Raw genomic sequence first — 14,219 nt, 5'->3', positions numbered from 1 at the left:
CGCGTCCGATACTTTCGGGCGCTACCATCGACGCATGTCCGATACGCCACGGGTGACTCTGGCCGAGATCGCGGCCGAGGCCGGCGTCTCGCTGGCCACGATGTCGAAGGTGCTCAACGGACGCACCGACGTCTCGCCGGCCACCCGCGCCCGCCTCGAGGAGCATCTCGCCCGTCACGGATACCGCCGACGCAACTCGGCGCAGCGCAGCGAGTTCGTCGAGCTCGTCTTCCACGAGCTCGAGCCGAGCTGGTCGATGGAGGTCATCGAGGGTGTGGAGGACGTCGCACACGCCGCCGGCCTCTCCGTGGTCCTCACCGTCAGCGGCGACCGGCACGCCCCCTCCGCCGACTGGATCGACGGCGTGCTGCGCCGGCGGCCGGTGGGCGTCATCCTGGTGTTCTCCGACATCGAGGCCCGCTACCGCGAGAAGCTCCGGTCCCGCGGCATCCCCTTCGTCATCGTCGACCCCGCCGGCGACCCCTCGCCCGACGTGCCGTCGGTCGGGTCGGCCAACTGGTCGGGCGGGCTCATGGCCACGCGCCACCTCATCGAGCTCGGCCATCGGCGCATCGCGGCCATCACCGGCCCGGAGGACATGATGTGCTCGCTGGCCCGGGTCGACGGCTACCGCTCCGCGATGAACGCGGCGGGACTGCCGATCGACCCCGACCTGATCCGCTTCGGCGACTTCCACCCCGGCGGTGGCGAGACCCACGCACGCGATCTGCTCCAGCTCGCCGACCCGCCGACCGCGTTCTTCGCCGGCAGCGACCTGCAGGCGCTCGGCGTGATCGCCGCAGGCTCGGCGGCCGGCCTGAGCGTGCCCGACGACCTCTCCGTCGTCGGCTACGACGACATCGCACTCTCGCGCTGGATGAGCCCGCAGCTCACCACGGTCCACCAGCCGCTGCGCCGCATGGGCGAGGAGGCGACCCGCCTGGCCCTTCGCCTCGCCGACGGCGCCACCGTCGACACCCTCCGCATGGACCTCGCGACGCACCTCGTCGTGCGCGGCAGCACGGCCCCGCTCCCGGGCTGATCTCCCGAGGGCATCGCCGTCGATCCGGGGCGCGAACACGCCACAACACGCCGTGACACGCCGTCGACCCGCCACGGAACGCGCCCCGGACCCCCGCTCGGCACCGGTGCGGCGACCGCTGGCGCTCGGCTGCGTCCTACGAGATCGTTCGGGGCCCACGACATCGTTCGGGGCGCACGTGGTACGCCCCGAACGACAGAGCGCGCCCCAAACCCGAGGAGAGGAGAGGAGAGGAGAGGAGAGGGCCGGGCAGGGCAGGGCCGGGCAGGGCCGGGCAGGGCCGGGCAGGGCCGGGCAGGGATGGGCAGGGACGGGATGCCGGGGCGGGCCGGGCAGGGACGGGATGCCGGGGCCCCGCGGGGAACGCGGAGCCCCGGCATCCTCGTCAGGCGTCGGGCGTCACCGCGACGATCGCGTGCAGCGCGCGGTCCCGACCGACGACGCGCGTGTCGCCGACCAGGCGCACCGCGCGCGTGGCGACGATCTCGGCGCTCGATCGGCCGAAGCCGAGCACGAGCTCACCCGGCTCGACGATGCGCCGGCCGTCCGCGCCCGTGAACGACACCAGGTCTGCGGGCACCTCGAACGACACGCGTGCCCGCGCGCCGGCCGCGAGCGGCACCCGGGCGTAGGCGATGAGTCGCTGGACGGGGCGCACGACCGACGCGACCGGGTCGTGGAGGTACAGCTGGACGACCTCCACGCCGTCGCGGTCACCGGCGTTGCCCACGTGGATCGACACGGTGACGGAGCCGTCGACGGACAGCTCGGAGGCGGAGGCCGAGGCATCCGACCACACGAACGGCGCGTATCCGAGACCGTGCCCGAACGCGAACGCAGCCGTGGGGTCGATGTTGGACACCTCGTTGCGCCGGGCCAGCTTCGCCGCGAGGTACGTCGACGGCTGCGCGCCGGGGTCGCGCGGAACGCTGACCGGCAGCCGGCCGCTGGGGTTGACGCGACCGCTGAGCACCCCGGCGATCGCGCCCGTCCCCTCCTCGCCGGCGAAGAAGGTCTGCACGATCGCCGCGGCGCGGTCCGGCGCCGAGCCGAGCGCGTACGGACGCCCGGCGAGCAGCGTGACGATCGTCGGAGTCCCAGCGTCGAGCACCGCGTCGAGCAGCTGCTGCTGCGCCCCGGGCAGCGAGAGGTCGGCGACGTCGCACCCCTCGCCGCTCGTGCCGCGGCCGAACAGGCCCGCGCGGTCGCCGAGCGCGATCACGACGACGTCGGCCCCGGATGCCGCGGCCACCGCCTCGTCGAATCCGTCGGTCTCGCCCCCATCGACGGTCGTTCCGAGCGCGAAGACGATCTCGGCATCCGCGAACTCTGCCCCGACCGCATCGCGGAGGGTCGGCAGCGAGATCCCGATGGGCGTCTCCGGATGCCGCACCCCCACGTGCGAGGGGAACGAATAGCAGCCGAGCACCGCGTACGGGTCAGCGGCGACGGGACCGACGACCGCGATCCTTCGCGGTCGCCCCAAGGGGAGCGCGCCGTCGTTCGACAGCAGCACCACGGCCTCCTCGGCGAGCCGCCGGGCAAGGGTCCGGTTCTGCGGCGAGTCGAGGTCGACGCTCCCCCGCACGTCGTCGCCCGTCCCGGCGAGCGCGTCGGGTCGGCCGGCGAGCGCCGGTGGGATCGGCGACCAGTCGGGGTCGAGCATCCCGAGCTCCGCCTTCTGACGGAGCACCCGGCGCAGCGCCCGATCGACGAGCCTCTCGTCCACGTCGCCGGCCTCGACGGAGCGGACGAGCGCCGGGCCGAACGTCTTGACGGTGGGCAGCTCGACGTCGATGCCGGCGGCGAGCGCGTCGCGCGCGGCATCCGTCCAGCTCTCGCTGTAGCCGTGCAGCTCCTTGAGGAAGGCGATCGAGAAGTAGTCCGCGACCACCGTGCCCTCGAAGCCCCACTCCTCCCGCAGCAGAGCCGTGAGCAGCGATGCGTCGGCCGCCGTCGGGATGCCGTCGACATCGGTGTAGGAGTTCATCACCGACCGCACGCCGCTCTCTCGGATCGCCATCTCGAACGGCGGCAGGAGCACGTCGGCGAGTTCGCGTCGGCCGACGGAGACCGGCGCGAGGTTGCGGCCGCCCTTCGAGGCCGAGTATCCGACGAAGTGCTTCAGCGTCGCGACCACCCCGGCCGACTCCACGCCCTGGATGTACGCGGTGGCCACGGTGCCGACGAGGTACGGGTCCTCGCCGATGGTCTCCTCCACTCGCCCCCAGCGGGCGTCGCGCACGACGTCGAGAACGGGCGCGAGGCCTTGGTGCACGCCGACCGCGCGCATGTCGGCGCCGATGCGGCGGCCCACCTCGCGCACCAGGTCGGGGTCGAACGACGCGCCCCAGCTCAGCGGCACCGGGTACGCGGTGGCGCCCCAGGTCGCGAAGCCGGCGAGGCACTCCTCGTGCGCGAGCGCCGGGATGCCGAACCTGCTCGCCGCCACGATCCGCTGCTGTGCGCGCATCAGGGAGAGCGCCCCCATCGCCGGATCGACCGGTGCGGTGCCGAACGGCCGGGTGAGCTGCCCGAGCCCCGACGGCAGGATGGCGTCGAGGTCGACGTCGTCGTCCATGTCGTGCTGGTGCGGGGCGACGTCATCGCCGTCCTCGGATGCTCCGACCCACACGCCGTACAGCTGCGCCACCTTCTCGGCGACGGTCATCGCACCGATCAGCGCCTCGACGCGGTCGGCGATCGGGAGCGAGGCATCCCGCCACGGAGCGGCGACGGGAGCCGGCGCCTCGGTGTGATCGAGCGTCATCCCTTCACCGCCCCCGTGAGACCGCCGACGATCTGCTTCTCCATCGCCAGGAAGAACGCCAGAGCGGGGATCATCGCCAGCGAGGTGTAGGCGAGCACCGCTCCGGTGTCCTGCGAGTACTGCGAGGAGAACTGCGTCACTCCGAGCGGGAGCGGCCAGAGCTCCTGCGGCAGCGAGCCCGTGCTGATGACGAGGAGCGGGAGGAGGTACCCGTTCCAGCTGCCCACGAACGCGAGGATCCCGACGGTCACGAGCGCCGGCTTCGACAGCGGGAGCAGGATCCGCCAGAAGAACCCGATGCGCGTGCTGCCGTCGATGACGGCCGCCTCCTCGAGCTCCGCGGGGATCGCCCGGAGGAACGGGACCAGGATGATGATCGTCGTGGGCAGGGCGAACGCGATCCCGGGGATGATGACGCCGAGATAGGTGCCGTGGAGCCCGAGGGTGCGCAGCAGCAGTGTCAGCGGAAGGGCGGCGACGGTCAGCGGGAACATCAGCCCCGCCGCGAACATCGTGTAGAGGAAGCCGCGGCCGCGGAAGCTGTACCGCGCGATCACGAAGGCCGCCATGATCCCGGCGATGACCGTGCCCGCCGTGGTCGCGACGGCGAGGAACGTGCTCGCCAGCACGTTGCCCCAGAACCGCGGCGCCGTGAGCACGGTCGTCCAGTTCTGCAGGGTCCACGGGTCGGGCATGCCCGCAGGGTCCGCATTGAGGTCCGCGGTGGTGCGGAAGCCGCCGATGAAGACGTAGAGGACAGGCCCGACGGCGACCGCGACGACGACGAGGGCGACGAGATAGACGAAGGGCTGCCCCCAGTCGAAGCGCCGACCCGCGACGCCCGCGGGCGCCGGCTCCTGCTCGAGTTCACGCTCGAGTTCGACGGTGGAGGACATCAGCGGACCCCTGAGGTGATGGCGCCGACGAGGTCGCGGCGCAGAGCGAAGCGCTGGTAGACGAGGGCGACCGCCAGCGAGATGACGAAGAGGATGACGGCGATCGCGCTGCCGTAGCCGGGCTGCCCGGCGAACTGGCCCTGCTGGACCATGTAGGTGGCCATGGTCTCGGTCGCGATCCCGCGGACGGTCGGCGAGACCGTCACCCACACCATGTCGAACACCTGGAGCGACCCGATGATCGACAGGAACGCCCAGATGCGGATGGTCGGCGCGAGCAGCGGGATCGTGATGTACCGCTGCACCTGCCACCAGCTCGCGCCGTCGATCTGCGCCGCCTCGGCCAGCTCGTCGGGCACCCCCTGGAGCCCGGCGAGCATGAGGATGATGCCGAACCCGATGTACTTCCAGGTGAGGATGAAGAAGATCGTCCACAGCGCGATGGCGGGGTCTGCCAGCCAGTTGCGCGCCAGGCCTCCGAGTCCGATGGCCTCGAGCGTGGCGTTGACCGCTCCGTTGGGCTGCAGGAGCAGCTTCCACGCGAGGCCGGCGATGACCTCGGCGAGGACGTACGGCACGAAGATGAGCAGCCGGAGCGCGCCGCGCCCCTTGAGGCTGCGATTGAGCAGGAGTGCGACGCCGATGGCGATCGGCCCCTGGATGAGCAGCGACATCACGAGGATGAAGAAGTTGTTGCCGATCGCGCGGGTGAACTCGGGAGTCGTCAGAGCCCTGACGTAGTTGTCGAGCCCGAGGAAGTTCTCGGGGTTCAGATCGCTCCACTGGAACGCGGACGGGAGGCGGTAGAAGCTGTAGACCGCGGCCAGGATCACCGGGAGGATCACGAAGCCGACGAAGAGGAACAGCGCGGGCCCGACGAAGATGACGATCTCGGTCCGGGTGCGCCGGCCCGCGGCGCGCTTCGAACGAACGGAGGAGGGGCCCGGGCCCGCGGAGACCGCGGACCCGGGTGCAGTGGTGGTGGTCATCGCTAGAGCGTCGCCGCAGCGTCTTCCATCTTCGTGACGATGTCCTCGGGAGTGCCGACGCCGCCGAAGAGGTTGACGATCCCCTCGTTCATGGCGTTTCCGACCGTGGTGCCGTATTCGGTGTCGAGCCAGAGCTGGATGAAGGATGCCGCGGCCAGGCCGTCGGCGACGAGCTTGAGGTTCGGGTCCTCGAGCGAGTCCTGCGCGGCCGGAACCGTGGGGATGCCCGCACCGCTCGCGGCGAACTTCTTCTGGACGTCCTCGCTCATGATGTAGGCGAGCAGCTCCGCGCACTCCGGCGGGGCCTCCGCCGAGCAGCCGAAGCCGTCACCTCCGCCGAGCGCGGCGCCCGGGTCGCCCGCCGAGCCCTCGATCGCCGGGAACGGGAACCATCCGAGGAACTCGGGCACCTCCTCGTCGGGGGTCAGCCCGCCGATGACACCGGCGTTCCAGTGACCCATCAGCTCCATGGCCGCCTGGCCGTTCGCGACGAGACCCGCGGAGCTGCCTGCGCCGGTCTGGGCCGGGGTTCCGAGGAAGCCGTCCTGGAACGGGTTGATGCCGATGAAGTCCTCGAGCTCCTCGCCCGCATCGACGAAGCAGGGATCGCTGAAGTCGAAGTCGGCGGCGGCCGCCTGGAGCGTCTCGGGCGAGCAGGAGTGGAGCGCGAACTGGTACCACCAGTGGGCCGCGGGCCACTTGTCGCCGGCGCCGACGCTGATCGGCGTGATGCCCGCGTCGCGAAGCTTGGCCACGTCCTCCTTGAGCTCGTCGAGCGTCGTGGGAGGTGCGTCGATGCCCGCCTGCTCGAAGAGGTCGGTGTTGTACCAGAACCCCTCGACGCCGAACGTGAACGGAACGGCGTACGTCTCGCCGTCGACCTGCCAGGGGTTGACCGTCGCTCCGACGCTCGAGATCGTGTCGCCGAGCGCATCGTCGAGCGGCATGAGGTAGCCGTTCTCGACCTGGTCGCGGATCTCGCCGCCGGGCCACACCTGGAAGAGGTCGGGCGGGTCTCCGGCCGACAGCGCGTTCGGGATGAGTGTGCGCTGCAGCTCCTCGTTCTGGTAGCCGGTCTGCTCGACCGTGACGCCGGGGTGGGCCGCCTCGAACTCCGCCGCGACCTCCTCCCAGACCGCGGGCATCGGTCCGGAGGTGGCGTTGTGCCACCACGTGAGCGTGACGTCGCCGTCACCACTCGCCTCGCCGTCGCCCCCGCCACCGCCGGCACAGCCGGCGAGCGCGCCCATCGCGAGACCGGTCGCGGCGAATCCCGCGACGAGCCTCATCCTGCTGCGTGTGTTCATCTTCGAACCTCTCGAAAGTTTCGACATCCGTGTCGAAAGTGATCTGGACGTTGCCAGAGTACGGTGCGGCGGATTTGGCGTCAAGAGCAACAAATACCGACCGGATGCCTCGACCGGCCGTACAGTGAGGGAGATGACCGATCCGTCCCCCGCCGCCGAGGGCGTCCGCCAGCGGAACCTGGCGCGGCTGCTGCGACTCGTCCACCTGGAGGGACCGCTCTCTCGCGCGACCCTCACCGAGACGACCGGGCTGAACCGGTCGACGATCGCCGACCTGGTCGCGGAGCTCGCCGGCGCCGGCCTGGTCGAGGAGCGCGCCCCCGATCCCTCACGCCGCGTCGGACGCCCGTCGCCCGTGGTCGCCGTCGCACCCGGGGTGTTCGCGGTCGCCGTGAACCCCGAGGTCGACGCGCTCACGATCGCCGCGGTGGGGCTCGATCGCACCATCGCGCTCCGCGAGCGGATCGAGCTGGACCATCTCCTCAGTCCCGAGGAGGCCGCCGCTCTCATCGCCGACCGGATCGGCGCCTGGCGCGCCGGACAGCTGCGCGACGCACGCATCGTCGCGGTGGGCCTCGCCGTCCCGGGTCTGGTCCGAGCCTCCGACGGCCTGGTCCGCAACGCGCCGCATCTCCACTGGACCGACGCGCCCGTGCGCGACCTCGTCACGGGCGCGACGGGCCTCCCGTCCGTGCTCGGCAACGACGCCAGCCTCGGCGCCCTCGCCGAGCATCTCTACGGGGCCGCGCGGGGCATCGACCACGTCGTGTACCTCAACGGCGGAGCGAGCGGCATCGGCGGCGGCCTCATCGTGCACGGGATGCCGGTGGCCGGCGCCGGCGGCTATGCCGGCGAGTTCGGCCAGAACCGTCCGGGCATCGCCTCCGAGGCCGACCGCCGCGCGAACGGCGGCGTGCTCGAGGACGAGGTGAGCCGATCGCGCCTTCTCGAGGCCGTGGGCCTCACCGCGGCCGACGAGCCCACCCTCGCGGAGGCGCTGGCCGCGTCTGCCGACCCCGCCGTGGCATCCGAGCTGGCGCGGCAGCGCGGCATCCTCTCGACCGCCCTCGCCAACGCCGTCAACGTGCTGAACCCGTCCGTCGTCGTGCTCGGCGGCTTCCTCGCCACGCTCGCGGAGCACGATCTCGACGGGCTCACCGCCGCCGTCGGAACTCAGGCGATGCCTGCGAACATGGAGGGCCTCGACATCCGCGTCGCCTCCCTCGCCGAGGACCGGCTGCTCATCGGCGCGGCCGAGGCGGCGTTCGAGCGGCTCCTGGCCGACCCGGGCGGAGCAGCGGTCGTCGTGGGGGCTCCACCCCAGACCACCGGCCTGCCGACGCGCGCCTGATCCCTACACCGCGCCTTCGACCCGGTCAACGGGGGTGAGGGATGCTGCGGCCCGGCGCAGGCTGGAAGCTCGAGAGAGGACGGCCATGAGCGATCCCGCTTTCCCCGGCACCCCCGGAGGCCCCGGCGTTCCCGGCGACCCGGGCAGTCCCGGCATCCCCGGCGACCCGAACACCCAGCCGACCACGCCTCCGGGCAAGCCCGCCCCCGCGATTCCCGGCGAGACGCCGTCGCCCTGGCCGTCGGAGCCCACGGTTCCGACCCCCGACGAGCCGCTCGCGCCGAATCCGGAGGAGCCGACATTCCCGTCGCCCGAGGAGCCGACCGTGCCCGCTCCGCCGGCGACGCCGTCGCCGCCGCCTGCCGAGCCGCCCGCCCCGTATCCGACGGAGCCCGGCACGCCTGGCCCGTCGACGCCCGCCCCGGAGGCCGGCGCCGTCCGGTGACAGGGGGCGGACGGTCCGCCGCATCCGTGCGGTGAACCGGACGAACCGTCATGGCCGCCGCGCGGACGCGCGGGTATCGTCGGGGAAAAGCCCGACGGAAGGCCACCCATGTCGACCACGACCGAACGCCACGCCCGCACCGAGGCCGAGCTCCAGCAGATGGCCAAGGACCACCTCTGGATGCACTTCGCCCGGCAGTCGGTGATGGAGGAGGGCGGCCCCGGCGTCCCGATCATCGTCAAGGGCGAAGGCCACCACATCTGGGACTCGCAGGGCAAGAAGTACATCGACGGGCTCGCCGGCCTCTTCGTCGTCGCGGCCGGGCACGGGCGCAAGCGCCTCGCCGAGGTCGCCGCGAAGCAGGCCGAGCAGCTCGCGTTCTTCCCGATCTGGTCGTACGCGCACCCCGCTGCGATCGAGCTCGCCGACCGCCTGGCCGACTACGCCCCCGGCGACCTCAATCACGTGTTCTTCTCGACCGGCGGCGGCGAGGCCGTCGAGACGGCGTTCAAGCTCGCGAAGTACTACTGGAAGCTGCAGGGGCAGCCCACCAAGCACAAGGTCATCTCGCGCGCCGTCGCGTACCACGGCACTCCGCAGGGCGCCCTGGCGATCACCGGGATCCCGGCCATGAAGGCGATGTTCGAGCCGGTCACCCCCGGCGGCTTCCGTGTGCCCAACACGAACTTCTACCGTGCGGGCGACATGGGCGCCCCGACGGGAAGCCTCGAGGAGTTCGGCGTCTGGGCCGCCGACCGCATCGAGGAGATGATCCAGTTCGAGGGCCCGGAGACCGTGGCCGCGGTGTTCCTCGAGCCGGTGCAGAACTCGGGCGGATGCTTCCCCCCTCCCCCCGGCTACTTCCAGCGCGTGCGCGAGATCTGCGACAGGTACGACGTGCTGCTCGTCAGCGACGAGGTCATCTGCGCGTTCGGCCGCATCGGGCACATGTTCGCGTGCGATGCCTACGGATACGAGCCCGACATGATCACGTGTGCCAAGGCGATGACGAGCGGCTACGCCCCCATCGGCGCGACGATCGTCAACGACAAGATCTACGAGCCCTTCCGCACCGGCGACCGTGCGTTCTATCACGGCTACACCTTCGGCGGGCATCCGGTCTCGGCCGCGGTCGCGCTCGAGAACCTCGACATCTTCGAGGAGGAGGGCCTGAACGAGCGCGTCCGCGAGAACTCGCCGATCTTCCGTCAGACGCTCGAGAAGCTCACCGACCTGCCGATCGTCGGCGACGTGCGCGGCGACGGGTACTTCTTCGGCATCGAGCTCGTCAAGGACAAGGCGACCAAGGAGACGTTCGACGACGACGAGTCCGAGCGCCTGCTGCGCGGCTTCCTCTCCAAGGCGCTGTTCGACGCCGGACTGTACTGCCGCGCCGACGACCGCGGCGACCCCGTCATCCAGCTCGCGCCGCCGCTCACGATCGGTCCGAGCGAGTTCACCGAGATCGAGCAGATCCTGCGCTCCGTCCTGACGGAGGCCTGGACCCGCCTCTGACCCCCGGCTCTTCGCGACCGAATGTGACGCCGGGCGGGAATTCGCCCGGCGTCGCCGCGTTCCCCTTCGTCATGACACGAGTCGGAATCATCGGAGCAGGACACATCGGATCGACCCTCGCGCGCGGCCTCGCCGAGCGCGGTTACGAGGTCGTCATCAGCAACTCGCGAGGGCCCGAGACCCTCACGGCGCTGGTCGACGAACTGGGTGCGAACGTCACAGCCGGAACGGTGACGGATGCCGCGGCATCCGGTGACGTCGTCATCGTGACCATCCCGCTCAAGGCGATCGACGACGTCCCCGTCGAGCCGCTCGCCGGGAAGATCGTCCTCGATACGAACAACTACTACTGGGAGCGCGACGGCCGCATCGCCGCGCTCGACGAGAAGCGCGCGACCACCACGGGGCTGCTGCAGGAGCACCTGCCGACCTCGAAGGTCGTCAAGGCGTTCAACCACCTCTACTCGACCGCCATCCTCACCGATGGCGAGCCGGCGGGCACGGAGGGTCGCCGCGCCCTCGCGACGGCGAGCGATCACCCGGATGCCGTGGCCTACGTGACCGCGCTGTACGACGAGTTCGGGTTCGACACGGTCGACGTCGGGTCGGTCGCCGAGAGCTGGCGCGTCGAGCGCGACCAGCCGGCCTACGTCGTGCGCCAGACCAAGGCCGAGCTCGAGGCGAACCTGGCCCGCGCGACCCGCTGACCGCGCGCCCCGCTCGCCGACGGTCGGGCTCGCGCGCCACGCGCCGACGGTCGGCCCTCTGCGAACGGAGCATCGCACTCAGAGCACCGCAAGCCGGAAGGGCGGATCTCCACGGTCGGGGATCCGCCCTTCGACGTACGACGGGAGCGACTCAGAGAGTCGCGGCGAACGGATCGAACTCGGCGGGGATCGATCCGACCTCGTCGACGGTGCTCTCCACGGGCACGAACGCCCGCGACTCGACGGACTCCTCGATCGACAGCAGCGTGTCGAGCACGTGGAAGCCGAACCGTCCCGTCGCGACGTGCGGGCGGCCCGCGCGGATCGAGCGGGCCATGTCGAGCAGGCCGAGACCGCGACCGGCGAGGACACCGTCCTGCGGCACGTCGACCACCTGCTGCACGACGGGCGCCGGAGGCACGATCATCTCGCCGAGCGGGCGCGTGATCGTGATGGGGCCGCCGAAGGTGTTCGGATCGGGGATGACCAGGGTGCCCTCCGTGCCGGTGATCTCGACGATCCCCTGCCGCAGCAGCGGCGAGTCGGTGCTGTAGAGGCTCTGCGCCTGTCCGCCCTCCTCGAACTGGATGAGCGCGGACACCGTCGAGGGCACCTCGACCGGGAACTCCTCGCCGGTGAGGGGTCCGACCTGCACCGCGCGCGACTCCGAGCCCTTCAGACCGAGCGCCGCGACGGCGGCGACCGGGCCGAAGACGTGGATCAGCGCCGACACGTAGTACGGCCCCATGTCGAGCAGCGGCCCTCCGCCCACGGCGTAGAGGAACGCGGGGTTCGGATGGAAGATCTCGGGACCCTGCCACTGGAAGGTCGTCTGCGCGAACAGCGGACGGCCGATGTCGCCGCGGGCGATCGCGCGCTTGGCGGTCTGCACCCCCGGGCCGAGCACGGTGTCGGGGGCGACGCCGACGCGCAGGCCTGCGGCATCCGCTCTCTCGAGCAGCCGCAGCGACGACGCACGTTCGACGCCGATCGGCTTCTCCGTCCACACGTGCTTGCCGGCGGCGATGATCGCCTCCGACACCTCGACGTGGACCGCGGGGACCGTGAGGTTCACCACGATCTCGATCTCGGGGTCGCCGAGCACGACGTCCACGCCGCCGGCACGCGGGACGCCGTACTTCGCCGCCTGCTCCCGCGCGCGGTCCTCGAGCAGGTCGGCGACGGCGATGACCCTCACGTCGGGGAAGCTCGTGAGGTTGGTCAGGTACTGGTCGCTGATGTTCCCCGCGCCGATGATCCCGACTCCGATCGGCGCCGACATCAGCTCGCCGCCCGAGCGTCGAGGAAGATCCGGCTCTGCTCGATGCCGTCGAACAGGTCTCCCGAGTAGGCGTCGAATTCGACGATGGCGAACTCGAGAGCGGATGCCGCCTCCAGTGCCGCCGCGAGAGGAACGCTGCCGGTGCCCGCAGGCACCTGATCGGCCGGCGGGTAAGCCGTGATGGCCTCGGGGTCGAGCGTGCCGTCCTTGACGTGGACGGCGACGACGCGGTCGCCGAGGGCCGTCAGGAGCGCGGCAGGATCGACCCCGGCGCGCGCCGCCCAGTAGAGGTCGACCTCAAGCACGACGCGCGGGTCGAGCAGGTCGGCGAGCAGCTCGAGCCCGGTCTGCCCGTCGATCTGCGCCTCGAGCTCGTGCGCGTGGTTGTGGTACCCCACGCGCAGCCCGCGCGCAGCCGCGAGCTCGGCGGCGGCGTTGAGCAGACGGGCGGTCTCCTCGACCTGCGCACGGGTCTCCCAGCGCGCGGGCTCGGTGTACGGGTCGATGACGGTGCCCATTCCGAGGGTCTCGGCGGCGTCGAAGACCTCGGCGGGGCTCGGCACCGGAAGCGTCGTGCCGCTGCCGTCCGGGTTCACGAACGACGTCGACGCGAGGAAGGCATGGCCGGTCGGAGCGGCGAGCCCGTTGGCCGACAGCGCCTCGGCGAGCGGAGCCGCCCGTCGCACGAAGTCGTAAGGCTCGACGGCGGTGAATCCGCGGCGGGCGATCTCGGCGAGCGTGCCGTCGAGGTCGGATTCCAGCGCGTCCTTCACGGTGAACAGCTGAACGGATGTGAGTGCCGTCATGGAACCTCTCCTCGGCGTCGACGGTGACGGGCGTCGCGATCGACGCCACGATTGCACGCTAGCACAAAACCTCCACCTGGAGGTTTTGAATCTGCGTAGGATGCCTGCATGCCCGAAGAGCCCGCAGACCCGGTCGACGACACGGCCCCCCGGGCGCGCGGGCCCTACGCGAAGGGCCTCGCACGCCGACAGCAGATCCTCGACCGAGCGATCGAGGTCTTCGCGCGCCGAGGATCGGCGGGCACGAGCCTCCGGTCCATCGCCCAGGAGATCGGCGTCTCGCATGCCGCGCTCAGCCACTACTTCACCTCTCGCGAGCAGCTCCTCGTCGAGGTGTACCGCGAGGCCGAGCGGCAGGTCGACGAAGTCGAGCCGCACCCGGAGGATGCCTCACCCGTCGAGATCATGACCGAGTCCGCTCGTCGCAACCACGCGGTCCCCGGCCTGGTGCAGCTCTACTCGACCCTGGTGGCCGCGGCGCTGGAGTCCGGGCACCCCGACGCCACCGAGTTCGCGACCACGCGGTTCTCCACGGTGCGAGGCGATCTCGCCGATCGCGTGCGCCGCAATCAGGCCGCCGGTCGCATGCGCGACGACGTCGACCCCGATGTCGTCGCCTCGCTCGTCATCGCGGCATCCGACGGCCTGCAGGCGCAATGGATGCTCGACGAGTCGGTGCCGCAATCGGAGGCTCTCGACCTCCTCGCGAGACTTCTCTCCCCGCACCCCCCATCGAGCTCCCGCGAGGCTTAAGATCTGACCGTGGGGACTATCTACTACGGGGGTTCGGCGACTCCGATACACATCGAGGACCGCGCGCTGGCGCATCTCAAGGTCGTCATCGCGACCAAGCTGCGGCGTGACGAGAGCTTCACGGTCTCCTGGCGTCACCCCGACGATCAGCCGCGCGGACGGAGCACACTCTGGCTGCATCCGTCGATCCCGCTGAGGTTCGTCTTCGACGACCCGGAGCCGACGAATCTCAGTCGCGACTGGATCGAGGAGCTCGCGAACTCGGCGAACTCGTCCGGCGGGATCACGCTCGTCGCGGAGCACTTCGACACCGGGCCCGTTCCCACGCTCGACAGCGACGGCACCGACGCGTCGCT

At 71.2% G+C, this 14,219-nt stretch carries 12 protein-coding genes and 1 pseudogene; 7 read left to right on the top strand and 6 right to left on the bottom strand.

All coding sequences use genetic code 11. The features are described from left to right. The first annotated feature begins 34 nt into the window (after positions 1 to 34). Positions 35 to 1,042, top strand: a complete 1,008-nt coding sequence (locus EER34_RS08220; RefSeq protein WP_127473998.1) for a LacI family DNA-binding transcriptional regulator — start codon at positions 35 to 37, stop codon at positions 1,040 to 1,042. Positions 1,043 to 1,427: 385 nt separating this feature from the next. Here the strand turns inward: EER34_RS08220 and EER34_RS08215 are convergent, their stop codons facing one another. Genes EER34_RS08215 through EER34_RS08200 form a run of 4 tightly spaced genes read right to left on the bottom strand, consistent with a single transcriptional unit; the run spans position 1,428 to position 7,004 of the window. Further along, positions 1,428 to 3,812, bottom strand: a complete 2,385-nt coding sequence (locus tag EER34_RS08215; protein ID WP_127473997.1) for a beta-xylosidase/alpha-l-arabinosidase — start codon at positions 3,810 to 3,812, stop codon at positions 1,428 to 1,430. Then, positions 3,809 to 4,708: a carbohydrate ABC transporter permease gene (locus tag EER34_RS08210; RefSeq protein ID WP_127473996.1), complete on the bottom strand. Its 900-nt coding sequence runs from the start codon at positions 4,706 to 4,708 to the stop codon at positions 3,809 to 3,811. The genes EER34_RS08215 and EER34_RS08210 overlap by 4 nt, the downstream gene beginning before the upstream one ends. Next, positions 4,708 to 5,697, bottom strand: a complete 990-nt coding sequence (locus EER34_RS08205) for a carbohydrate ABC transporter permease (protein WP_127473995.1) — start codon at positions 5,695 to 5,697, stop codon at positions 4,708 to 4,710. The genes EER34_RS08210 and EER34_RS08205 overlap by 1 nt, the downstream gene beginning before the upstream one ends. Before the next feature lie 2 nt (positions 5,698 to 5,699). Then, positions 5,700 to 7,004 (bottom strand): ABC transporter substrate-binding protein, encoded by a 1,305-nt coding sequence (locus EER34_RS08200; RefSeq protein WP_240642186.1) that lies wholly within the window; start codon positions 7,002 to 7,004, stop codon positions 5,700 to 5,702. A gap of 133 nt (positions 7,005 to 7,137) precedes the next feature. Between EER34_RS08200 and EER34_RS08195 the strand changes: the two genes are divergently transcribed. The 4 genes from EER34_RS08195 to EER34_RS08180 all read left to right on the top strand — a co-directional run bounded on the left by EER34_RS08195 (position 7,138) and on the right by EER34_RS08180 (position 11,022). Further along, complete coding sequence (locus EER34_RS08195) at positions 7,138 to 8,355, top strand: ROK family transcriptional regulator (protein ID WP_127473994.1); 1,218 nt, start codon at positions 7,138 to 7,140, stop codon at positions 8,353 to 8,355. Between the two features lie 85 nt (positions 8,356 to 8,440). Continuing rightward, positions 8,441 to 8,800 carry a hypothetical protein gene (locus EER34_RS08190; RefSeq protein WP_127473993.1) on the top strand — a complete coding sequence of 120 codons (360 nt, stop codon included), beginning with the start codon at positions 8,441 to 8,443 and terminating at the stop codon, positions 8,798 to 8,800. Positions 8,801 to 8,908: 108 nt separating this feature from the next. Next, entirely contained in the window at positions 8,909 to 10,315 is a 1,407-nt protein-coding gene (locus tag EER34_RS08185; RefSeq protein ID WP_127473992.1) for an aspartate aminotransferase family protein, read from the top strand. A gap of 71 nt (positions 10,316 to 10,386) precedes the next feature. Continuing rightward, positions 10,387 to 11,022: an NADPH-dependent F420 reductase gene (locus tag EER34_RS08180; protein ID WP_127473991.1), complete on the top strand. Its 636-nt coding sequence runs from the start codon at positions 10,387 to 10,389 to the stop codon at positions 11,020 to 11,022. Positions 11,023 to 11,173: 151 nt separating this feature from the next. On the opposite strand, the gene EER34_RS08175 is transcribed toward EER34_RS08180, so the two are convergent. Both EER34_RS08175 and EER34_RS08170 read right to left on the bottom strand, forming a co-directional pair. Next, positions 11,174 to 12,304, bottom strand: a complete 1,131-nt coding sequence (locus tag EER34_RS08175; RefSeq protein ID WP_127473990.1) for a Gfo/Idh/MocA family protein — start codon at positions 12,302 to 12,304, stop codon at positions 11,174 to 11,176. Then, positions 12,304 to 13,110 (bottom strand): sugar phosphate isomerase/epimerase family protein, encoded by an 807-nt coding sequence (locus tag EER34_RS08170; RefSeq protein ID WP_127473989.1) that lies wholly within the window; start codon positions 13,108 to 13,110, stop codon positions 12,304 to 12,306. The genes EER34_RS08175 and EER34_RS08170 overlap by 1 nt, the downstream gene beginning before the upstream one ends. Before the next feature lie 108 nt (positions 13,111 to 13,218). On the opposite strand from EER34_RS08170, the gene EER34_RS08165 reads away from it, so the two are divergent. Beyond that, positions 13,219 to 13,863 carry a TetR/AcrR family transcriptional regulator gene (locus EER34_RS08165; RefSeq protein WP_127473988.1) on the top strand — a complete coding sequence of 215 codons (645 nt, stop codon included), beginning with the start codon at positions 13,219 to 13,221 and terminating at the stop codon, positions 13,861 to 13,863. Positions 13,864 to 13,872: 9 nt separating this feature from the next. Then, a pseudogene (locus tag EER34_RS08160) lies at positions 13,873 to 14,187 on the top strand (DUF7882 family protein); the annotation flags it as partial. Positions 14,188 to 14,219: the final 32 nt, after the last annotated feature.

The organism is Microbacterium sulfonylureivorans, assembly GCF_003999995.1.
GTDB lineage: Bacteria > Actinomycetota > Actinomycetes > Actinomycetales > Microbacteriaceae > Microbacterium > Microbacterium sulfonylureivorans.
Note: the sequence above shows the minus strand (reverse complement) of the source record. Positions and strands in the feature narration are given on the sequence as shown.